This window comes from Mesorhizobium sp. SEMIA396, assembly GCF_024518615.1.
Taxonomy (GTDB): domain Bacteria; phylum Pseudomonadota; class Alphaproteobacteria; order Rhizobiales; family Rhizobiaceae; genus Mesorhizobium.
This window is the reverse complement of record NZ_JANIFC010000001.1, coordinates 401,536-422,840: the sequence shown is the minus strand read 5'-3', so window position 1 is coordinate 422,840 and position 21,305 is coordinate 401,536. Positions and strand designations below refer to the sequence as shown.

Annotated in this window: 23 protein-coding genes; 8 read left to right on the top strand and 15 right to left on the bottom strand. The window is 62.4% G+C overall.

Annotated features, from left to right (window positions below; translation table 11 throughout):
* Window positions 1–64 precede the first annotated feature (64 nt).
* The 3 genes from NP503_RS02060 to NP503_RS02050 form a co-directional block, all read right to left on the bottom strand.
* A complete protein-coding gene (locus tag NP503_RS02060; RefSeq protein ID WP_127271018.1) occupies window positions 65–1,672 on the bottom strand; it encodes an ABC transporter substrate-binding protein in 1,608 nt (535 codons plus the stop codon).
* 120 nt (window positions 1,673–1,792) lie between these two features.
* Window positions 1,793–2,146 (bottom strand): Rieske (2Fe-2S) protein, encoded by a 354-nt coding sequence (locus tag NP503_RS02055; protein WP_023809364.1) that lies wholly within the window; start codon window positions 2,144–2,146, stop codon window positions 1,793–1,795.
* Window positions 2,147–2,157: 11 nt separating this feature from the next.
* Complete coding sequence (locus NP503_RS02050; protein WP_023809365.1) at window positions 2,158–3,240, bottom strand: amidohydrolase family protein; 1,083 nt, start codon at window positions 3,238–3,240, stop codon at window positions 2,158–2,160.
* Window positions 3,241–3,374: 134 nt separating this feature from the next.
* Between NP503_RS02050 and NP503_RS02045 the strand changes: the two genes are divergently transcribed.
* Both NP503_RS02045 and NP503_RS02040 read left to right on the top strand, forming a co-directional pair.
* A complete protein-coding gene (locus tag NP503_RS02045) occupies window positions 3,375–4,232 on the top strand; it encodes a LysR family transcriptional regulator (protein WP_127270220.1) in 858 nt (285 codons plus the stop codon).
* A gap of 212 nt (window positions 4,233–4,444) precedes the next feature.
* Window positions 4,445–5,401 (top strand): hybrid-cluster NAD(P)-dependent oxidoreductase, encoded by a 957-nt coding sequence (locus tag NP503_RS02040; RefSeq protein ID WP_206517159.1) that lies wholly within the window; start codon window positions 4,445–4,447, stop codon window positions 5,399–5,401.
* 108 nt (window positions 5,402–5,509) lie between these two features.
* Here NP503_RS02040 and NP503_RS02035 read toward each other — a convergent pair whose 3' ends face one another.
* Together NP503_RS02035 and NP503_RS02030 are read right to left on the bottom strand one after the other, a co-directional pair.
* The gene (locus tag NP503_RS02035) at window positions 5,510–5,707 is read right to left on the bottom strand and encodes a hypothetical protein (protein WP_127270219.1); all 198 of its coding nucleotides are present in this window, start codon (window positions 5,705–5,707) and stop codon (window positions 5,510–5,512) included.
* Between the two features lie 119 nt (window positions 5,708–5,826).
* Window positions 5,827–6,060, bottom strand: a complete 234-nt coding sequence (locus NP503_RS02030; protein ID WP_127270217.1) for a hypothetical protein — start codon at window positions 6,058–6,060, stop codon at window positions 5,827–5,829.
* Window positions 6,061–6,294: 234 nt separating this feature from the next.
* On the opposite strand from NP503_RS02030, the gene NP503_RS02025 reads away from it, so the two are divergent.
* From NP503_RS02025 to NP503_RS02005, 5 genes are read left to right on the top strand one after another with little or no spacing between them, the layout of a single operon-like run.
* Window positions 6,295–6,495, top strand: coding sequence for a hypothetical protein (locus tag NP503_RS02025; protein WP_127271021.1), 201 nt, complete (start codon window positions 6,295–6,297; stop codon window positions 6,493–6,495).
* Window positions 6,474–7,478 (top strand): substrate-binding domain-containing protein, encoded by a 1,005-nt coding sequence (locus tag NP503_RS02020; RefSeq protein WP_127271023.1) that lies wholly within the window; start codon window positions 6,474–6,476, stop codon window positions 7,476–7,478. The genes NP503_RS02025 and NP503_RS02020 overlap by 22 nt, the downstream gene beginning before the upstream one ends.
* Window positions 7,475–8,476, top strand: coding sequence for an ABC transporter permease (locus NP503_RS02015; protein ID WP_127269571.1), 1,002 nt, complete (start codon window positions 7,475–7,477; stop codon window positions 8,474–8,476). The genes NP503_RS02020 and NP503_RS02015 overlap by 4 nt, the downstream gene beginning before the upstream one ends.
* Window positions 8,473–9,237, top strand: a complete 765-nt coding sequence (locus tag NP503_RS02010) for an ATP-binding cassette domain-containing protein (protein WP_127269572.1) — start codon at window positions 8,473–8,475, stop codon at window positions 9,235–9,237. Before NP503_RS02015 ends, NP503_RS02010 begins: the two co-directional genes overlap by 4 nt.
* 39 nt (window positions 9,238–9,276) lie before the next feature.
* Window positions 9,277–10,362, top strand: coding sequence for a Gfo/Idh/MocA family protein (locus NP503_RS02005; protein ID WP_127269573.1), 1,086 nt, complete (start codon window positions 9,277–9,279; stop codon window positions 10,360–10,362).
* A 15-nt stretch (window positions 10,363–10,377) separates the two neighbouring features.
* Here NP503_RS02005 and NP503_RS02000 read toward each other — a convergent pair whose 3' ends face one another.
* Window positions 10,378–10,653, bottom strand: a complete 276-nt coding sequence (locus NP503_RS02000; protein ID WP_127269574.1) for a hypothetical protein — start codon at window positions 10,651–10,653, stop codon at window positions 10,378–10,380.
* Window positions 10,654–10,797: 144 nt separating this feature from the next.
* Here NP503_RS02000 and NP503_RS01995 point away from each other — a divergent pair, with 144 nt between their 5' ends.
* Entirely contained in the window at window positions 10,798–12,822 is a 2,025-nt protein-coding gene (locus NP503_RS01995) for an amidase (protein ID WP_127271026.1), read from the top strand.
* Between the two features lie 10 nt (window positions 12,823–12,832).
* On the opposite strand, the gene NP503_RS01990 is transcribed toward NP503_RS01995, so the two are convergent.
* The 9 genes from NP503_RS01990 to NP503_RS01950 all read right to left on the bottom strand — a co-directional run bounded on the left by NP503_RS01990 (window position 12,833) and on the right by NP503_RS01950 (window position 21,204).
* Window positions 12,833–13,246, bottom strand: coding sequence for a hypothetical protein (locus tag NP503_RS01990; RefSeq protein ID WP_127269153.1), 414 nt, complete (start codon window positions 13,244–13,246; stop codon window positions 12,833–12,835).
* A gap of 93 nt (window positions 13,247–13,339) precedes the next feature.
* Window positions 13,340–13,684 (bottom strand): hypothetical protein, encoded by a 345-nt coding sequence (locus NP503_RS01985; RefSeq protein WP_127269152.1) that lies wholly within the window; start codon window positions 13,682–13,684, stop codon window positions 13,340–13,342.
* 59 nt (window positions 13,685–13,743) lie between these two features.
* Window positions 13,744–14,391: a ThuA domain-containing protein gene (locus tag NP503_RS01980; RefSeq protein WP_127269151.1), complete on the bottom strand. Its 648-nt coding sequence runs from the start codon at window positions 14,389–14,391 to the stop codon at window positions 13,744–13,746.
* Between the two features lie 42 nt (window positions 14,392–14,433).
* Window positions 14,434–15,456 carry an LLM class flavin-dependent oxidoreductase gene (locus tag NP503_RS01975; RefSeq protein ID WP_164748804.1) on the bottom strand — a complete coding sequence of 341 codons (1,023 nt, stop codon included), beginning with the start codon at window positions 15,454–15,456 and terminating at the stop codon, window positions 14,434–14,436.
* 70 nt (window positions 15,457–15,526) lie between these two features.
* Window positions 15,527–16,414, bottom strand: coding sequence for an ABC transporter permease (locus tag NP503_RS01970; protein ID WP_127269149.1), 888 nt, complete (start codon window positions 16,412–16,414; stop codon window positions 15,527–15,529).
* Entirely contained in the window at window positions 16,411–17,370 is a 960-nt protein-coding gene (locus NP503_RS01965) for an ABC transporter permease (protein WP_127269148.1), read from the bottom strand. Before NP503_RS01965 ends, NP503_RS01970 begins: the two co-directional genes overlap by 4 nt.
* A 7-nt stretch (window positions 17,371–17,377) precedes the next feature.
* Window positions 17,378–19,015, bottom strand: a complete 1,638-nt coding sequence (locus NP503_RS01960; protein WP_127271029.1) for an ABC transporter substrate-binding protein — start codon at window positions 19,013–19,015, stop codon at window positions 17,378–17,380.
* A 32-nt stretch (window positions 19,016–19,047) separates the two neighbouring features.
* Window positions 19,048–19,824, bottom strand: coding sequence for a DUF427 domain-containing protein (locus tag NP503_RS01955; RefSeq protein ID WP_127269474.1), 777 nt, complete (start codon window positions 19,822–19,824; stop codon window positions 19,048–19,050).
* 21 nt (window positions 19,825–19,845) lie between these two features.
* The gene (locus NP503_RS01950) at window positions 19,846–21,204 is read right to left on the bottom strand and encodes an LLM class flavin-dependent oxidoreductase (protein ID WP_127269473.1); all 1,359 of its coding nucleotides are present in this window, start codon (window positions 21,202–21,204) and stop codon (window positions 19,846–19,848) included.
* Between the last annotated feature and the right edge of the window lie 101 nt (window positions 21,205–21,305).

The window sequence follows — 21,305 nt, the reverse complement described above, 5'->3', positions numbered from 1 at the left end:
GCAGCCCTGCACTCGGAGCCAGCTGACCGGAGCCTCAAAACCATCGCGGCTCCGGCCCGCCATCTCATGCCGTGGCGATCCACCAGCGTTCGGCCATTTTCAGTCCATCGTTCTCCCAGTTGGGCGCCACATCACCGTGTGCGAGCTTTTTGGATTGGGCGCTGACGAAATTGTTGAAGACCAGCACGATGCTGCCGCCGTCATCGTGGGTTAACTGCTGCATCTCGGCATACATCGCCGCTCGCTTGGCCTCGTCCGTCTCGGCGCGCGCCTGGACAAGCAGTTCGTTGAAAGGGGGATTTTTCCAGAAGGATTCATTCCAACTGGAGTCGGCGGCGAAGGCTTGCGTGAACATCCAGTCGGCCGTCGCCCGACCGCTCCAATAGGAAGCGCACCAGGGTTTCTTCAGCCAGACATTGTCCCAATAAGCGTCCTCGGCCTCACGCACGACATTGACGTCGATGCCGCATTGGGCTGCCGTTTCGCGAATGAGCGAAGCCGCGTCCACGGCGCCGGCAAAAGCGGCATCGGCGACCGAGAGATCCACCTTCAGGTTCTCCATTCCGGCCTTTTTCAGGTAATGCTTGGCTTTTTCCGGATCGAAGCTGTGTTGCGGTTGCGGATCCTTGGCGAATTTGATGGCCGGCGCGATCGGGTTGTCGTTGGCCACAGTGGCGTGGCCAAGAAAGATCTTGTCGACGATTTCTTGGCGATTGATCGCCCATTTCAATGCCATTCGCACGTCTGGATTATCAAATGGCGCCATCGTGACATTCATCGGCAAGGTATAGTGCCCATAACCAGTGACTTCGACGATCTCCACCTTGGGATTGCGTTTCAACATGCCGAGGGTCTTCAGGTCGGCGCGGCCGATATAGTCCACCTCCCCCGTGGACAGCGCCGCCATGCGAGCGGCAAGATCCGTGATGGCGATGAACTCCACCTCATCGAGATAGGGCTTGCCGTTCTTGAAGTAGTTTGGATTGCGCTTGAGCTTGGCCGAAACGCCGGGCTGGAAATTCTCGACGACGAAAGCACCGGTGCGAACGCCTGAAGCCCAATCCGCCTTGCCATCCTTGGCCGGCATGATGACCAGATGGTAGTCACTCATAATGTAAGGGAAATCGGCGTTGCCGCTCTTGAGCGTGAAAACCACCGTTTCCGGGCCATCCGCCTTGATGTCGGCGACGGAGTCCAACAGCGATTTCGCCGCCGATTTGGTGTCCTTGCCCATGTGATATTGCAAGGAGGTCACGACGTCATCCGCCGTCACGGTCTTGCCGTTGTGAAAGGTTGCGCCTTTGCGCAGCTTGAAGGCCCAGGTTTTGGCTCCATCCGAAGTTTCAAAGCTCTCGGCGAGGTCCGGTTGGACATTGCCTTTGGCGTCGACCTCAGTGAGGCTGTTGGACAGCGAGCCCGAAAATGCGGTTTGTGTGAACGTGTCGGGGTAGCCGGCCGGATCGATCGAATCCGTCGTCGCGCCATGAGCCATGCCGAGCTTGGCGAAGCCGCCCTGCATTGGTTCGGCCCGCGCCGTGCTCACGAACAGCCGGTCGGCGGCGGCAACCGTCAGGCCCGCGGCCAGCCCAAGATGAATGAAGTCGCGGCGGGAAACCTTGCCGCCTCCGATCAGGCTTTGCGCGATACCAAGCTTGTATTCAGATTCTGACATTTGACTCTCCCATTGCGGAATTCCCCGCGTTATTTCTCGTCAAGCACCGGCGAACAAATCTGCTTATCGGCTCCCGCCACCTTTCTTCGAATTTTTCCAATCCCAATCGGCTTGCGCCAATCAGGCCGTCACGTAGATGCCGCCGGCTTCGACGGTGACTGGAAATGTGCGCGCGCGAACGGACGGATCGACCAAGGCCGCGCCTGACTTGATGTCGAACTCCCAGCCGTGCCAGGCGCATCGAACGATCTCGTTTTCGCGATGATAGATGAATTGCGCCTGTTCAACGGGCGCGGTTGTGCCGCATTGCGGCCCCTCGCAAAGCGGAGCGCCACGGTGCGGACAGACATTCAGCAGCGCGTGGAATGAATCTCCGATGCGGAAAATCCCGACCGAAAGGCTGCGTATCTTGGCGATGAACGGAGACCCTGTTTCGATCTCGTCGACGCGGCAGATATATGTCTTCTCGGGCATCGTATGCTTCCTCAGGCGGCATTCGCGGCTTGCGCGCGGGGGATGCGTTTGTAGACTTCCAGCGCGTTCAGTCCCATGATCTTGCTCTTCCAGGCAGGAGGGATTTGCAGCGTGTTGGCATCGTCGTAATCCCAGTGCGGATAGTCCGATGCAAACATCAGCGTGTTTTCTCCGTCCATCGCTTCGAGCGTGGACCAGAGATGTTGGATGTTTGCAGGCTGCTCCAGCGGCTGCGTGGAAAAGCGGATGTTGCGCCGGCAATATTCAGACGGCAGCATCTTCAGCCATGGCGTCTCCTTGCGCAGCGCTTTGTAATCAGCGTCCAGGCGCCAAAGGACCGACGGAACCCAGGCGACGCCGCATTCGATGATCACGAAGTAGAGGTCCGGCCATTTCTCGAAGACGCCATGGGCGATCATGCTTGCCACGTGCGACATCGCCGACATGTGCAGAATGGCATGCGTTTCCCAGAAGAATGTCGTCGGGGCGGGAGCAATGGCAGTTGAATTCACGCCGCCATGCCCGCCCAGATGAATGGCGAATGGCAACCCCACTTCCGCGCAGGCTTCGTAGATCGGGTGGTAAAACGGGTCGCCATACGGCTTGACGGACCCCTGGGAGGCGAGAACCTGGACCATCCGCGGATGACTGCCAAGACGGCGAATCTCGGCGGCAGCGAGCTTCGGATCCTGTGGCGCGATGATGATCGAGCCCATGAAACGATCGTCTTTCGGCAACCACTGATCGATCTGATAATCGTTGTACGCGCTGACCAGAGCGCTGGCATAGTAAGGGTTAGCCAGGGTCGACGCCTCGATAGGCTCATCGCCGGTCAGGATCGCCACGTCGACTTTGTATTTGTCGAGGTGCTTCTCTTTCATGATGAGATAGTTGTCGGCTTCCGTTTTCGGACGGATGTCCTTGCGGGAGAAGTCCTGCGGGTGGAACCAGGGCCGATGGCCATGCGGAAAGGCGCCAACGGGACCTGTTTTCTCGCCCTCGATGAACATGTCTTTCCACAAGCCGGAGAGATAGGGCTCCAACACGGTGGCGCTTGACCAGTAATTATGACAGTCGCAGTCGACTATGAACACTTCTTCCGCTCCGTATCCGTATCTCGTCCCGGCGGCGCTGCCGGCCGTTGATCTGCTGCAGCTTCCGCCTTGAGTATTGTTTGATCAAGCTTATGATACGTGGAATATGATCGAGTTTTTCGATTGGAGATTTCATGCAACTTGATCACATCGAGACCTTTCTCGACATCATCGAATCGAGAAACTTCAATCGCACCGCGGATCGGCTAGGATTGACCCAGTCGACGATCAGCACCCGCGTTAAGAACCTCGAGAGCGCAATCGGGTCCGAACTGTTTCAGCGCGGACGCGCCGGGGCGGAGCCGACCGCCGCAGGGCGCCGGTTCGAAGCTTATGCAAGATCCTTGCTGTCCACATGGTCGCAGGCTCGCCACGATGTCCGGGCGTTCAATCGTTTCGAAGGAACCCTGCGCGTCGCCGCGCAGGTCGGGATGACCCGCTCGGTTTTGCCGGGTTGGGTGGAGACGCTGTGTCAGGCTCTTCCCAAATCGTCGATCCATGTCGAGTCGGATTATTCAAACCAGATGGTCAGCGACCTGAGCATGGGAAATCTCGATATCGCAGTGCTTTACGCCCCGCGATACCTACCCGAAATCTCCTATGAGCATTTGATGGTTGAGGAATATGTGATGGTTTCCACGGTGGCCAGAACCCTCTCCGAGGTCGACCCCGAAACCTACATTCGTCCGGGCTATACGGTCCTGCTGGAGAAGGCCCATGCCGAATTGCTCGGCGAGTTGGCGATCTGTCGCCTTTCCATGGGATCGGAAACCTTGGCGGAGATGATGCTACGGCGCACGGGCGGCACCTGCTATATGAGAAGTGACGATGCGCGCAGGTTCGCCCTCGAACGCCCATCGTTCATCGTCGAAGGCGCTCCGACGCTGCATCAGCCGGTCCACACGGCCATCCTGGCGCGCCGCAAACACGAACCGATCATCCGCAAGGGAATCCGCGCCCTTCACGTTGCCGTGATGTCACTGGATATGTAATCGAAATAATCGATCATAACTCGGGAGGGATGCTTCTGTTGCGGGGGGCCTGGAACTGGCATCTTGGGTTCGACTTCGAACCGAGATGAATGATGAACGCACACGTTTCCTTGGGGGCCCCCGACCTCCTGCCGATGAGGCATCATCGGCAATGGGCACAAACCACATCGCAGCTTGTACTCTGCCGTCGTGTAATCGAGGAAACGCCCGATGTGAAAACTTTCGTTTTCACATCCCCGACGGATCGGATGTTCTGCTTCAGCGCGGGCCAGTATGTACTCGTGCACCTCAAGATCGAGGGTGCCGCGGTGACGCGCTCCTACTCTGTTTCGTCACCACCGACGCGACCGCTCGACCTGCAGATCACGGTGAAGCGAACACCGGGCGGCCTGGTTTCGAATTGGCTCCACGACAATTTGGGGGCGGGCGACGAGATCGAGATCGAAGGGCCGCTCGGCTCATTCAATCTCGATGACCTACCCTATGAAAAGCCGCTCTTCCTTTCGGGCGGCAGCGGGATAACGCCGGTGATGTCCATGCTGCGTGCGCTTACCGACCGCGCGGCCGACCAGGATATCTCATTCGTTCATAGTGCCAGAACGCCTGGTGATATAGTCTTTCGACGGGAATTGGACGCACTTGCCTCTCGCTTTCCCAACGTAAAAGTAACGTGCGTTTGTAGCCAGGAAGATCCCACCTGGAGGGGGCCGACTGGCAGAATAGACAGTCAGATGCTGCTGACCCTCGTTCCCGATCTCCACAACCGCACTATCTTTGCCTGTGGCCCTGAAGCGTACATGAAAGCCGCACGTGCCTGCCTGGATGCGATTGGCGTGGCTCCGTCACGGTACCACCAGGAGAGCTTCGGCGGCGGCAGCAGCCCCCAGTTGGAACCGGCCCCGACAATACCATCTTCGGTCCGTTTCGTCCGCTCCGGGATCGTGCATAACTGCTTGCCCGGAGAGACGCTGCTGGAGGCGGCGCGCCAATGTGGCGTCTACGTCCCAACCGCCTGCCAGCAGGGAGTTTGCGGCACATGCCGCATCGCCAAGCTGTCCGGCGAAGTCGCCATGGAGGATCTCGGCGGGCTGGCCCCTGAAGAGAAGTCGGCCGGCTATGTCCTGGCATGCTGCAGCCACCCTCAGGGCGCGGTTTCGCTCGATCTTTAACCCCGGGTGCTTGGTTCAGCATTGAAGCCGGCGCAGTAAGTGTTGAACTGCCGGTGAAGGCGTTGCGGGCGTAGCGGACTGATGCGCATCGACCTCAGCCGATATTGCTCAGAAGTCGAGAGCAACCATCATGCCACGGACTTCGGCCATTTCCAGCAGCAGGTCCTGCAGTCTGTCGTCCAGCGCGGCACCGGTCAGCGCCAGAAGCTCGGTAATGCTCTCTCTCATCGATATGACGGCCGCGCCTGTCTTCTCGGCGAGCAGCCGTCCGATGGCAGCCCGGATCAGCTCGTCCTGATCAGACATGCTTCACCTCCCGACGCACTGCAACCTCCCCTTGCTTTCCATGCCTCACCACCGCTTTCGACAACAGGGCGTGATTTCCTATACGGTATGTTTTTTGATGCGATCCCGGGCGGCTTTGCTCACGCCAGCAGATCGTCTTTATCGACCTGCCAGTCGTTCAAAGCCGCCAATGAAGGCAGCGGCGAAAAATCGCCGGGTTGGACCGTTTCAACCGCTGCAAGCAGCTCCTGCGGCACTTCGTGCCGATAAAGCCCGGTGCATGCGCCCTCTTCGACCATTGCCGGCAACCCCGTGATCGCGTCGAAAATCGAAAATGTACCCGTTGGTTCTTCCAGGATCTCTAAACGCCTCACCCGAAACCTCCCTCTTGCGCAAAAGTAGCGACTAACGCCGCTATCCCCAAGTGGTTCCCCAGGCCGGCACATTTTTTCGCGCGTTGGTTGTAGCGCATGCCGGCAGGGCAGTCATGCCCCCAGGGTGCATAGCCAAAATCGCTACGCACCACTTTTAAATCTTGACGCGTGTCAATTTTTTATAAAACATGCGCAAATGCCGGATTGGCATCGGCCGGCGCTCTGGGAGGAGCAATGCCTGACATCGAAAAGTGCCCGACCTGGGCTGCAGTCCGCACATTCCAAAGCGGGCAGCAATCTGTTGGCGAACCATCGCGCCAGGCGCCGGGGTCGCTTGCGCGCCGTCTAACATTGCAGTCACCGGACAGCGACATTGATGCAGCCCATAAAAACAATCAGGAGGAGGAAAAACCATGCGTATGTTCAATTGCCTGAAGCTTGGCACGAACCTGCTTGGCGCAGGCATGCTTGCAGCCATCGTCGCAGCGCCCGCCCATGCCGAGGATACGGCGAAAGTCGCGGCCATCGTCAAAGGCCTCGACAATCCGTTCTTCCAGACCATGCAGAAGGGCATCGAGGAACAGGCCAAGGCAAACGGCGTGAATGTCAGCGTCCAGGCCGCCGCCAATATGGGTGACGCCACCGGCCAGGCCGACCGCCTGACCGCCATGGCCATGCAGGATTTCGATTGCTACCTGGTCAACCCGATCAGCGTCTCCAATCTCGTCCAGGCGCTGGTGCCGGTCGCCCAGAAGAAGAAGCCGATCGTCAACATCGACTCGACCATAGACCCGGAACAGGCCAAGGCCGCCGGCTTCGCCGTCTCGACCTATATCGGCACCGACAATGTCGCCGCCGGCGCGCTGGCCGGCGAAGAGATGCTGAAGCTGGTGCCGAAGGGCTCCAAGGTCGCGCTGGTCGCCGGCATAGTCGGCGATGTCGGCTCCAACGCCCGCATCAAGGGCTTCAAGCAGGCGGTGGAAGGTAAACTCGACATCGTGGTGATGGTCAGCGCCGACTGGGATCGCGAAAAGGCGCTGACCGCCGCCACCGATATTCTCGCTGCCCATCCGGACCTCGCCGGCTTCTTCGCCGCCAACGACATCATGGCGCTCGGCGTCGAGCGCGCCGTGCGAACCTCGGGCAAGGACGTCAAGGTGATCGGCCTCGACGGCATCGTCGACGCGCTCAAGTCGATTGCGGCAGGCGAACTCACCGCCACCGTCGCCCAATATCCCTATGTCGTCGGCGCCATGGGCCTCGAGGCCTGTGCAGTGGCGGCCAAGGGCAAGGAACTGCCGGCCAACGTGCCGGCGCCGGTGCTGTTGATCAACAAGGACAATGCCGAAGCCTCGCTGAAGAACTTCCCGCGTCCCGGCGGCGACTATCCCGATCCCTTCCGCGAGATGCTGAAGTGAGCACACCTGCAGACAACGCACCCGCCGCCCATTCGGCGGGTGCGGAGGAGAGCCGCCCCTCCCTGGCGGCTCTCCTCCTCGATCCCTCCTTCTGGGCCGACTGGGCATCCGTCGTCGGCCTGGTCGGCCTCGTCATCGTCTTCGGCATCGCCCAGCCGGTCTTTCTCAGCGTCGCCAATCTGCAGGCGCTGCTGCTGGCGGCTGCGATCCTGGTCGTGCTGTCGATCGGCCAGACCTTCGTCATCGCCACCTCGGGCATCGACCTGTCGCTAGCGGCAGCCGTCATGCTCGGCGCCATCATCCTCGGCCTCGTCAACGCCGCCGGCTACGGCATCTTTGTCGCCTGCGTGCTCGCGGTTCTCGCCACCAGCGCGGTCGGCTTCCTCAACGGGCTGATCATCACCGCAGGCAAGATCCCCGACTTCGTGGTGACGCTCGGCACGCTGTCGGGCATCACCGGCCTTGGCCTTATCCTGTCGGGCGGTGAACCGACCATGGTCGGCTCGACCTTCCTGCTCAGGCTCGCCTCGGGCTCGTTCGGACCGTTCGGTTATCCGGTCTGGGTGGCGATCGCAGCCGTCATCGTCGCCCATATCGCGCTCTACCACACGCGCTTCGGCGTGCATTTGCTGGCGACCGGCGGCCAGGCGGAAAGCGCCGGCGCGCTCGGCATCCGTACCAACCGGGTCAAGATCGCCGCCTACACGATTTCCGGTCTCTGCGCCGGCATCGCGGCCATTCTTCTGGTCGCCCGCATCGGCTCGGCCGAACCGCAGATCAACACCAGCCTGCTGCTCAATTCGGTGGCGGCGGTGGTGCTGGGCGGCGTCAGCCTGTTCGGCGGCCGCGCCAGCATTCTGGGACCGGCGATCGGCGCGCTGATGCTCACAGCACTCGTCAACGGCCTGACCTTGCTCAACGTCTCAGCCTTCTACCAACCGCTTGCCGTGGGCGCCATCGTGGTGCTGGCGGCCCTGATCATGCGATATCAGAAATGAGCGCGCTCCATCACATCCCCGCCGCTGAGGCGATCATCGCCTGCGAAGGACTGAGCAAGCATTTCGGCGGCATCCGCGCCTTCACCGACGTCGCCTTCCAGGCCCGTCGCGGCGAGGTCACCGCCGTCATCGGCGACAATGGCGCCGGCAAGTCGACGCTGATCCGCAGCCTGGTCGGCGTGCATCAGCCGGACACCGGCAATTTGTTCTTCGACGGCCGGGCGCGGCCCTTCGCCAACCCCGACGAGGCACGCAAGGCCGGCATCGAGACCGTGCACCAGAACCTGGCGCTGATCGACGAACTGACGGTCGCGCAGAACCTGTTCCTCAACCGCGAGATCGTGCGTCGCATCGGGCCGTTCGCTTTCCTCGATCGCAAGGCGATGAAGCGCGAGGCCCGTTCCATGCTGTCGCGCCTGTCGATCAACGTGCCGTCGATCAACCAGCGTGTGCGGCGCTTGTCGGGCGGCCAGCGGCAGGCGATCTCGATCTGCCGCGCTGTCGGCTCCGGCGCCAAGCTGGTGGTGATGGACGAACCGACGGCAGCACTCGGCGTGCAGGAGACCGCCAATGTCGAGGCTCTGATCCGGCGTCTGCGCGAGCAGTCGGTCTCAGTCATCCTGGTCAGCCACAATTTCGATCAGGTCCGCCGCCTGTCCGACCAGATCTGGGTGATGCGGGCGGGAAAGATGGCGGCGACCGTGCGCGCTTCCGAAACGTCCGGAAACGAGCTCGTCGCGCTGGTCACCGGCGCGGCATAGTCCTGCAGCATCAGACTTAAAATCAAAGGGAGTTCGCCTGTGGCACCAATTCGTGTCGGACTGATAGGTCTTGGAGAGGTCGCGCAGTCGATCCATCTGCCTGTGCTGGGCGATCAGCGCGACCGCTGGGTGGTCGCGGGCGTGTACGACGTGTCGCCCAGCCTGGTGTCACTCGTCACCTCCGAATTTGCGACGGCAAAGGCCTTCGACACGGCCGAGGCGCTGATTAGTTCGCCCGACATCGACGCGGTGTTCGTGCTGTCATCCGACGACACCCACAGCCGCTTCGTGCGGGCGGCGATTGCTGCCAACAAGCATATCCTGCTGGAAAAGCCCGCCTGCCTGACGGTGCGCGAAATCGACGATCTGCTGGCGCTGATGCCGGGCTACGACAAGACCCTGTTCGTCGGCTATATGCGCCGCTACGCGCCGGCCTATCTGGCGGCCAAGGACGAACTGCCGGCATACGCCGACATCACCCATGTCCGAATCTTCGACCTGATCTCGGAAGGCCGGCACTTTCTCAAGAAGAGCCAGAACGTCCTCTATCCCAACGACATAGACCCTACCCTGCTGGCGCGTGGCGCAAGCGAACGCGACGCGCTGATCCGCGAGGTGGTCGGCGCCGACGCGCCGACCGATCTGGTGCGCGCCTATCGCGGCCTGACGGCGCTTTCCTCGCATCACATTTCGGCGATGCGCGGGCTGATCGGCGAGCCGGCGCGCGTGCTGGCCGCGCACCGCACCAATGGCGGCGCCAACACATCAGTCACCTTCGACTACGGCCATTTCGCTTGTCTCTACGACGCGGTGGTCGACGATCTCGGCCTGTTCGACGCCATGATCGAGGTGCGCTCGAACACCAGGCGTGTGCGCATTCTCTACGACACGCCCTACATCCGAAGCCTGCCGACGCGGCTGGAGGTCACCGATGCCGGCCCGCTCGGCCCGGTGACGAAAACCTTCGGGCCTCTCTACGGCGATGCTTTCTCGAATGAACTCGAGATTTTCCACCGCCACATCACCGAAGGCACAAAGCCTCTGACCGACCTCGCCGATTCACGCCGCGACCTCGCGCTGATGGCCGAGATCATCGAGCGGATGAAAGAAAGTGGCGGGCGCTGAGGCGCCGCCTGCCGCCTACTTCCCACAGTGATGGTCGTTGATCTTGTTCACCGCATTCGCGTCGGGTCCGACGCGATGATAGGAGCACGCGCCGGCGGCCGTCGTCACCAACTGCTGATCGTAGTAGCGCGGGCCGCCGAACAGGATGTCGATGAGATCGCCTTCGGCGGGAACGTAGCGTTCGGATTGGACCCGGCGGTCGTGGTGCCGGTCGCCAGCGAAAGCCGGGGCGCAAGCGCTTGAGCCCATGGCGACAGCGAGAGCTAGGATCGCAACGCATTTGGTGGTCATGCCAATACCCTCCTGGCCATTCCGGAATCACACCATACATCCAAAACCGCCAGCCGGACAAAAGTTCCGGAGAAGACCGCGATAGGCTCTTGCCGAAGCCAGCTGCCTCGCTCATCCATGGTGCGTGGAAATGTGGAACCTGTGATGACCGATGCCAGCCTTCATCTCGTCGAAGCGACGATCGACCAACTGCGCCGCGCGCTTGATGACGGCACCGTCACCAGCGTCGAACTGGTCGGGGCTTATCTCAGGCGCATCGGGCATTTCGACCGCCACGGCATCAGCCTCAACGCCGTCCCAGTGCTCAACCCTGACATGTTTAAGGAGGCGGCAGCCTCCGACCGGCGCCGAAGCAATGGCGCCGTGCTCGGACCGCTCGACGGCATCCCCTACACCGCCAAGGACAGCTACAAGGTGTCAGGCCTGACGGTGGCCGCCGGTTCGCCCGCCTTCGAGCATCTCATCGCCAATGAGGACGCCTTCACCATTGCCCGGCTGCGCGCCGGCGGCGCCGTGCTGATCGGGCTGACCAACATGCCGCCAATGGCCAATGGCGGCATGCAGCGCGGCGTCTACGGTCGCGCCGAGAGCCCCTACAATGGCGACTATCTGACCGCCGCCTTCGCGTCGGGCTCGTCCAATGGCTCCGGCACGGCGACGGCGGCCAGCTTCTGCGCCTTCGGGCTTGGCGAAGAAACCTGGTCGTCCGGCCGCGCGCCGGCCACCAACAATGCACTGGTCGCCTACACCCCGTCGCGCGGCGTCATTTCGGTGCGCGGCAACTGGCCCCTTGTGCCGACCATGGATGTCGTGGTGCCGCACGCGCGGACAATGCCCGACATGCTCGAACTGCTCGATGTGATCGTCGCCGACGATCCCGAGACGCGAGGCGATTTCTGGCGCGCGCAGCCCTGGGTCAAGCTGCCGAAAAGCTCCGACGTGCGGCCGCCCCGCTATACCGACCTCGCACTGGCGGGGTCGTTGAAAGGCAAGCGGCTCGGCGTGCCCAGAATGTATATCGGCCGCGACAGCGAGGCCGATGCGCCGATCGAAACCCGCGCCTCGGTGCTTGCCCTTTGGCAACAGGCAGCGGCCGATCTCGCGCGGCTTGGCGCCGAGGTGGTCGAGGTCGATTTTCCCGTCGTTTCCAACTATGAGCGCGACCGCCCCGGCGCGCGCACCATGGTCGAGCGCGGGCTGATGCCCCAAGAGTTCGCCGAGCGCGAACTCTGGGATCTCTGCATCTGGGGCTGGGACGACTTTTTGCGCGCCAATGCCGACCCGTCTTTGCCCGATCTCGTCTCGGTCGACGGCCCAAAGATCTTCCCGCAGCCGCCGGGCACGCTGCCCGACCGCTATGAGGGCGGCTTCGACCTGAGGGAATATGTCGAGCGGGCGCGGTCCGGCGTCACGCCCGTCACGGAAATCCCGACGATTGAAGAAGGCCTGAAGGGCCTCGAAGCGACAAGGCGGATCGATTTCGAGGACTGGCTGGACGCCCATGGCATCGACGCCGTGGTGCTGCCCGCGGCCGCCGATGTCGGACCGGCCGATGCAGACATCGACGAGGCGTCCGCCGCCCTTGCCTGGCGCAATGGCACCTGGGTCGCCAACGGCAATCTGGTCTGGCGCCATTTCGGCATCCCCACCGTCACCGTGCCGATGGGAACCATGGCCGATATCGGCATGCCGGTCGGCCTGACTTTCGCCGGCAAGGCCTATGATGATGTCAGGTTGTTGCGCATGGCCGGCGATTTCGAACAGTCGACCCGGCGCCGCACCCTGCCCCCACGCACGCCGGAACTGACTGAAGATGTATTTTCCCGCCGGCCCACGCAAACCGGTGACGGCAAGGCACCTCCGCTCGTCATCGCGCTTGCCGCCGAGACGCGCACGACGGGCGATCAGGACGAGATCACCATCACGCTCGAACTGCCGATCGACGCCGAGGCGGAAAACGCCAGTGTCAAGGTGCATGTCAACGGCGAGCCTGTCGCGATGCAGCGAAGCGGAGCGCGCTCCTGTGGACAGGCATTGGTTCCGGCCGCAGAGCACCAGCGGTTCCACAGCGTCTGGCGTGGCTCGTATGGCTCGATCGTGACGGCTATTGTGCGGCTGGAGGATGGGCGCAGCGCCGGCGCCTATCTGGTAACCGGAGGGATTGGATGAACGCCAGCCGCTAGGAAGGCAGCGAAGTCAGCCATTCTTCCCAAAATTCCTGCTGCATATGGACGAAAACCGGAACCACGTCGACGCCATCATCAAATATGTCGACCAGATCGCTCTCTTGCGGAAATCGCCCCGTCTTCACCTTGCAGGCTATCAATCCGCGACTTTTCTCCATCACGGTATTTTCCGGATAAACATTGGCGCTTGCTCCGTAACAGAAGGGTAGCAGGCCATCGACTTCGAGTGCCTGACGGATTTGGAACAGAGCCTCGAAAAAGTCTTCCTCTTCTGCCTCGATCACCTTGTCCCGATAACTGCATTTCAAATTGCAGGCAGCGCCGTTCACGTGCAGCGTGAACACAGCTTGCTCGTCGTCACCAACGGAACCTGCGCCGATCAGAAAAACAGTACGCTGATGGTCCATCTCATCCCCCTCGCCATGTGACGGGATGGTAGTACGACAACGGCCGCTTTTCCAGCATGGCAGGGATTGGGACGGCCGCACTCCCTCCCGTCGTCATCCGCTGGCCGGGCGTCCCGCCGCAAAGGCAAGGTCCCGCCGAATGGCGTCCAATTTGTCTTGCGCCAGACCGGCAAGCAGCTTTTCATCGAGGTAGCCTGCTCGGATGAGATGAGCGAAGACATAAAGGAGCTGCGAATAGCGGTAGTCGAACGTCCGATCGATATCCCGCCGCTGTTCACGCAAATAGGCTTCCAGCTCCCACATCTGGGAGGGAACCGTCACCGCACTGGCCTTGCTCTTGAATTCGGCCATCGTCTTTGCGAGGGCCGCCTCAAGAGCCTTATCGAAGGCGTGGCGGGCGAGCTTCTTTTCGGAAGCGGACCAACTGAAATCGTTCACTGGATATCTCCGTAGATGTCCTGTGAATTCCACCAGATTTTCACGAACTTCGCCTGCTGCTACCCCCGAGCCGCCCAAAGCAAACCCCGCTCCACCATCAGCGCCATTTCCGGCACCGCGAACTCATCCGCAGTGTGACCAAGGGAACTGTAGAAAACCTTCCCCGCCCCATAGCGCCGTTTCCAGACGACCGGCATGACGACGCCGCCTATCCCAGGAAAATGCGCGTCGGTGAAGGTGGTGGTCGCCAGCACTTCGTTGCTCGGGTCGACATGCATGTAATACTGCTCCGACCGGTAGGCGAAATCGCTGATGCCCGATGTGATCGGCTCGTCCGGCCTGGTGATCGCGACAGTATAGTCGATGATGTTGCCGGGATGCGCCACCCATTGGCCGCCGGTCATGAACTGATAGTCGGGCTCATTGCGGAAACTGTCGCCCATCGTGCCGTGGAAGCCGCCGAGTCCGCTCCCCCCGCGAACCGCATGCATCAGGTTCTGCAGCTCGGCCTTTTCGATCGTCGACATCGTGATGACGGGCACGATGAGATCGAAGGAAGCAAGCTCCGGATCAGCGAACATCGCCGTGCCCTCACCCAGCGTGACGTCGAAGCCGTTTCGCTCAAGCAAGGTGCGAACGACCTTCGCGCTCTGCTCCGGCGTGTGGCCCTCCCAGCCGCCCCAAGCGATCAAGGCCTTCTTTGGCATGGTGTCCCTCCCTTGGAGCACTCCGCTTCGATCTATCTGGCGTCAGCGCCAGCCCAGCGCCGGCGCGACATGGGTCAGGATCGCCTCGATGACATGCGCATTGTAGTCGACGCCGAGCTGGTTCGGAACGGTGAGCAGCAGCGTGTCGGCCTCGGCGATTGCCTCGTCCTGCGCCAATTCCTTGATCAGCACATCCGGCTCGGCCGCATAGCTGCGCCCGAAGATCGCCTTGGTGTTCTCCTCGATGAAGCCGATCTGGTCGCGGCCCTCATTGCCGCGGCCGAAATAGGCACGGTCGCGATCGTCGACCAGCGCGAAGATGCTGCGGCTGACCGAGACGCGCGGCTCGCGCTTGTGACCGGCCGCTTTCCAGGCTTCGCGGTAGATGCGGATCTGCTCGGCCTGCTGGATGTGGAACGGCTTGCCGCTCTCGTCGAATTTGAGCGTCGAGCTCTGCAGGTTCATGCCGAGCTTGGCCGCCCATTCCGACGTGGCGTTGGTGGCAGCACCCCACCAGATCCGCTCGCGTAAACCCTCCGAATGCGGCTCGAGGCGCAAGAGGCCGGGCGGATTGGGGAACATTGGACGTGGATTGGGCTGGGCGAACCCCTCGCCCCGCAGCGTCTCGAGGAAGACCTCGGCATGATGCCGCGCCATGTCGGCGTCGCTCTGGCCTTCCGGCGGCGCATAGCCGAAATGGCGCCAGCCATCGATCACCTGCTCGGGCGAGCCGCGGCTGATGCCGAGCTGCAGGCGGCCGCCGGCGATGATGTCGGCAGCACCGGCGTCCTCGGCCATGTAGAGCGGGTTCTCGTAGCGCATGTCGATGACGGCGGTGCCGATCTCGATGCGGCTGGTCTTGGCTCCGACTGCCGCCAGCAGCGGGAACGGCGAAGCGAGCTGGCGGGCGAAATGATGCACGCGGAAATAGGCCCCATCCGCCCCCAGTTGCTCGGCGGCGATCGCCAGCTCGATGGATTGCAAAAGCGCGTCCGATGCCGAGCGCACTTGCGATTGCGACGAGGGCGTCCAGTGCCCGAACGACAGGAAACCGATTTTCTTCATAGCCATGCGATATAAGGATGCGCGTCAGGCTTCAATGCAAAAGAGATTTTTCGACGCGCCCAATCCAGGCTCATGCATCGCTATTTTCAAACGCGCCGATGCCTTGCGCGATCAGGTTGGTCGCCATGACCAGTGAGACGATTGCCGCGGAATTGAAGACGACGACCCACCATTTGCCGCCGGTCAGGAAGCCATAGCCGTCGGCGACAGCCAGTCCCCAGTCGGCCGATGGCGGCTGGATGCCGAGGCCGAGAAAGCTCAGCGTCGCGATCGAAAAGAACGCGTAGCCCAGCCTTGTGACCAGCTCGATCAAGATCGTTTCCCTGATGTTGGGCAGTATCTCCAGAAACATGATGGCGAGCGGGCCCTCGCCGCCAAGCCGCGCAGCGCTGACATAGTCGCGCTCCTTCTGCTCGCGCACGGCGGCGCGGACGGTGCGCGCCACCAGCGGCGCGTAGGCGATGCCGATCACCAGGATGACCGTTACATTGGACGGGCCGATGGCCACCAGCGTCATGGTGACGAGAACGATGAACGGAAACGCCATCAGCGTATCGAGCAGCCGCGCGCCGATGGCATCGACCAGGCCGTCGAAATAGCCGAGCACCAACCCGATGATGCTGCCGGCGGCGACACCGGCCAGCGTCGCCAGCGGCGCAACCAGCAGGATGTCGCGCGATCCGACGACTATGCGGGACAGCACGTCGCGGCCGAGCTGATCGGTCCCGAACCAGTGCAGCGCGTCGGGCGGCGTCAGCATCGCCAGGAAATCCTCGGCATAGGGATCGTAGGGAACGAAGAGGTTGCCTGCTATGGCGCACACGACCCAGAACAGAAGCAGCAGCGATCCGACCACGACCGACGGCGGCAATCCGGCGAAAGCACTGCGGATCCGGCGCACTGCCGGAAAGCCGGCCACGGAGCGCGGTGGTGCGGGAAACTCCGCCAGATCTGTCATGGCGAGGTCCGGCGGCGTTGCCGCGGATCGAGCAGCGCCAGTACGAGGTCGCCGGCCGCCGCCGACAGCACGAAGATTGCCGCCATCACCAGCACGCCGGCCTCGAGCATCGGGAAATCGCGTGCCTTGGCCGCATTCAGAACCAGATTGCCAAGCCCCTGGATGCCGAACAGCGCCTCGATCACCACCAGCCCGCCAAGCATGTAGCCGGTCTGCGTCGCCAGCACCGCGATGGTCGGCGTCAGCGCGTTGCGCAGCACGTGCCGAAAGATGATCTCGCGCCGCTCGAGCCCTTTCAGGACGGCGGTGCGCGTATAATCGGCGGCCATTGCCTCGATCACCCCTGCCCGCGTCATCCGGGCGATGTAGCCGGCAAGGTTCAGCACCAGCGGCAGCGCCGGCAGGATCAGATAATAGCCATGCGTCCAGAAGCCCGCGCCATCGGGCGCAACACCGGAGATCGGGAACCAGTTCAGCCACAGGCCGAAAACGATGAGCAGCATCAGGCCAGAAACGAAATCAGGCACAATGCCGAAGGAGACGCCTGCCATCACGATCAGCCGGTCGATCAAGCGGCCCGCATTGAGACCGGCAACGACGCCGGCACCAACGCCCAGCGGAATGAGAAAAATCAGAATAATGCCGGCAAGGGCGGCGGAGCGCTTGAGGCTTTCCAGCACGAAGGGCGCCACCGGCCCGCGCATCGACAGCGAGGTGCCGAAGTCACCGGTGACGGCCTTGCTGAACCAGAGCCAGTACTGGACGAGAACCGGCTGATCGGCGCCCAGCCGCTTGTTCAGTTCCGCCACCGCCTGCGCATCGGCAAAAGGCCCGAGCATCACACGGCCGACATCGCCGGGCAGGACCTGCCCGGCGAAGAACACCAGGATGCTGACCAGCCACAGCGTGAGGACAAGTGTGCCCAGACGCGCTGACAGAATGCGACCGGTCAGCATGTCGCGATCATGCCTGGACGAAGGAAACGCGATCGAGCAGCAGATGCGAGATCGCGGTGAAGCGGACGCCCTCGACCTTCGAGCTGACGATCCGGCTGTATTGCGAGAAGTAGCTGATGATCGCCGGCGTCTCGTCGAGCAGCAAGGTCTGGATCTTGCCGGCAACGAGGCGCTGTGCCTGCAGATCACGCGCCTTCGAGTAGTCGAGCAGCAGCGCATCATAGGCCGGGTTGTTGAAATGCGCCGCGTTCCAGGCTCCCGAACTCTTCAGCGTGGCGTTGAGGAAGATGTCGGGCGTGCCGCGATGGCCGTAGTCGGTGATGCCGAGCACCGAATCCAGCCAGGGCGAGCTACCGAAGGTCGCCGAGCCGTAATAGGCGTCCTGCGGCAGGACGTTGAGCTTGACGTCGATGCCGGCCTTCCTGGCGAAGTTCTGGATGATCACCGCATAGTCGGGAATGTCATAGGCGCGTTCGGTGGTCAGCGTCACCTCGAAGCCGTTCGGCACACCCGCCTCACCAAGCAGGCGCTTGGCTTCCGCAATGTCCTGCTTGCGCTGTGGCACCGACGGATCGGCGGAAGGGAAGATCGGCGCGAACGGGGTGTCGTTGCCGACGATGGCGCGGCCCTTGAGCAGGCCCTTGACCACCGCCTCGCGGTCGATGGTGAGCGCCAGCGCGCGGCGGATGCGCTTGTCGGTGAACGGCGCCTGGTCGGTTCTGAGATGCACCTGGTCATGCGAGCTTGCCTGCACGCTCAGCAGCTTGAAATTGGGATTGCCCTCGATCGCCAGCTCCAGGCGCGTCGTGCTCGGGATGACGTCGAGCTGGCCGGCCTGCAGCGCCAGCACCTGCGCCTGCTCGTCGTCGAAAAACTTGATCTCGACCCGGTCGGGCAGCGCCTTGTCGCCCCAGTAGTCTTCATTGCGAACGAAGCTGGCGCCTTGCTTGGGACGGAAGGATTCGAGCTTGAACGGACCGGTGCCGTTGAAACTCTTCTCGAAATCGCCGGCATAGTCGGCCGGCAGGATGACGGCATTGTAGACGTCTGAGGAGACATAGAAGGGGAAGTTGCTGTTTGGGCCGTCGAGATCGAAGGCGACGGTTTCGTCGTCGACCAGCTTGGCGCCGCCCTTGGACAGGATGCCCTTGTAGGCGGACAGCGCCGACGAGCCGCTGGCCCGATCGACCAGCCGCTCGAAGCTCGCCACAACATCCCTAGCGGTGACCGCGCGGCCATCGTGGAATTTCACCCCTGGCCGCAATTTGAAGGTCCAACGACTGGCCGTCTCGTTTGCTTCCCAGGACAGAGCCAGCTTCGGCTGCAGACCATCCTTCGGATCGTCGAGGATCAGATACTCGCCGACCTGGCTGATCACCCCGATGCTGGCCGGATCGGTGACCGAAACCGGATCGATCGCCTTGGTCGGCTGGCCGAGCCCGACGCGAACCGTGCCGCCGGCAGCAGTCGCGGCGCGCGCGCCTCCAAGCCCTTGGGAAGCGGCAAAGCCGGTCAGGCCGAGCAGTGCGGCGTATTTCAGGAGATCGCGGCGCTTGAGAAAGCCGCCCTGATATTCGTCGACGGCGACATTCCAGATGTCCCCCGACAGATTGCGAACTGCGTCGATATCTCTGAGTTTGGTCATGTTAAACCCTGCCTTGAAATGAAGATTGAAAGCTATGCGACGGGTTCGCCGTCGAGATGGATGCGGTCGACGGCCTGCGGATAGAACGCGATGAGGCCCTTGATCTTGGGCATTTCCTCTATGGGATCCCGGTAGCTCCAGGCGATGTCAGGGCGCACCGAGCCGTCGCTCAGCAGGCCGGACCAATAGGAGGCGATGCCCTTGTAAGGACATCGCGTCGTTGTGACGGACGCCGTCAGCCGCTCCAGCCGGATGTCTTCCGCCGGCAGATAGAAACGCGTTGGCAGATGCGTCTCGAACAGCAGAACCGGGCGGTGGCTGTCGGCGATCGGCTCGCCGTCGAACCAGACCTGCACATGGCTGGAGCTCTGCAGCACATCGATGCGTGCGTAGGGATCGCGGGCGTGGACGAAGACTTCCTCTTCCTCCTCGAACCATTGGTCGACGGCTTTCCAGGTGAAGGCGATGCGGCCGGCCAGAGGCGCCAGGTTTTCATCCGGTGGCGACACGAACGCCCAGGCCGCGTTGGCGCTGCGCCTGTCACCGCTGTCGATATCCCAATAGGCGGTTTCGCCACCGACCGGGTGCGGTTCGCGATGCGGTGAGGGTCTCAGCACCGACGGGTCGACCGCTGACGGCGGGAAGAAATAGATCGGCAGGAAATGGTTGGAGCGCAGCACGAGCACGTTGCGGCTGTCGGCGATGGTGCGGCCGCCGAACTTGACGCGCACGCGCTTGGGGCTGTGCAGGACATTGACGAGCTGCGGCGCGGTGGCTTCGCGCGGCTGCAATCTTGGTGCAACGGTCATGATCGTTCTCCCGGCCTGACGTCAGGACACCGCGCGCGCATTGTCGCGTTGTTCGGCGAAGCGATTGGCTGGCCGCGCCAGGCCGAAGCGGTCGCGCAGCGTTCCCGGCGCGTATTCGGTCGGGAACACGCCGCGCCGCTGCAGCTCCGGAACCACCTGTTCGGCGAAATTCACCCAGTCCTCGGGCAGCAGCGGGAACATCAAGTTGAAGCCGTCGGCGGCACCGGAAACGAACCAGTCCTGCAACTGGTCGGCGATCTGTACCGGCGTGCCGGCGACGGTCGGCACCGAACCGCTGTTGGCGAGTTTGCGGGCGATCTCGCGCAGGCTGAGATTCTGCTTCGCCCATTGCCTGACCCGGTTGAGCGACGTGCGTCCGCCGTTGAACGTGCTCTCGTCCGGCAGCGGCGGCAATGGCCCGTCCGGCGGGAACAGCGACAGGTCCAACCCGCTCCAGCTGGACAGAAGGTCGATGCCGACCTGATCCGGCAGCAAGGTCTGCAGGTATTCCTGCTTTTCCCGGCCTTCTGCTTCGGAGGCGGCGACAACAGGCAGGATGCCGGGCAGGATCTTGAAGCTCTCCGGCCGCCTGCCGTGGCGGGCCAGCCGCTCGTTGATATCCTGACGGTATTTGATGCCATCTTCCTTGGTGCTGTAGATGGCGAAGTGCGCATCGGCCTGGGCGGTGGCGAAGTTCTTGCCGTCCTCCGAGGAGCCCGCCTGGACGATCAGCGGATGGCCCTGCGGCGGCCGCGAGACGTTGAGCGGGCCGCGGACTTTGAAGTGCTTGCCCTTGTGATCGATGGGATGGACCTTGTCGGGGTCGGCGAAATAGCCCGACGCCTTGTCGATCAGCAGCGCCTCGTCTTCCCAGCTGTCCCACAGCGCTTTGACGATATCGAGGAATTCGGCCGCACGCTCGTAGCGGAACGCATGTTCGATATTGCCGTCGCGGCCGAAATTGCGCGCCTCCTCGTCCATCGCCGAGGTGACGACGTTCCACGACGCCCTGCCCTTGCTGATGTGGTCGAGCGAGGCGAACATGCGCGCCACATTGTAGGGCTCGCTGTAGGAACTCGATGCCGTGGTGATCAGGCCGATATGCTTGGTCACGCCCGCCAGCGCCGAGAGCAGCGTCAGCGGTTCGAGGCGGGCATTGGCGTAGTGGGCGACGCCGCTCTTGACCGAATCCCAAATCGAAACGTGGTCGGCGACGAAGATGGTGTCAATCCTGGCGCGCTCGGCCGCCTGCACGAGATCGCGGTAGAATTCGAAGTCCAGCACCTCCCGCCCCGGCGCCCTGGGATGGCGCCAGGACATCCGATGATCGCCCTGCGGGTTGAAGAAGAATGCGCTGAGGATCATGTGGTCTCGAGCCATGACGGCCTCCTTCCAGATCTGCTCCGGAGACCGTCGCGCTGCTTGCCTAAGCCGCGACAATCTCTGCTGATGCGAGAAAGGTAGATTGCGCTCCGGCTTAA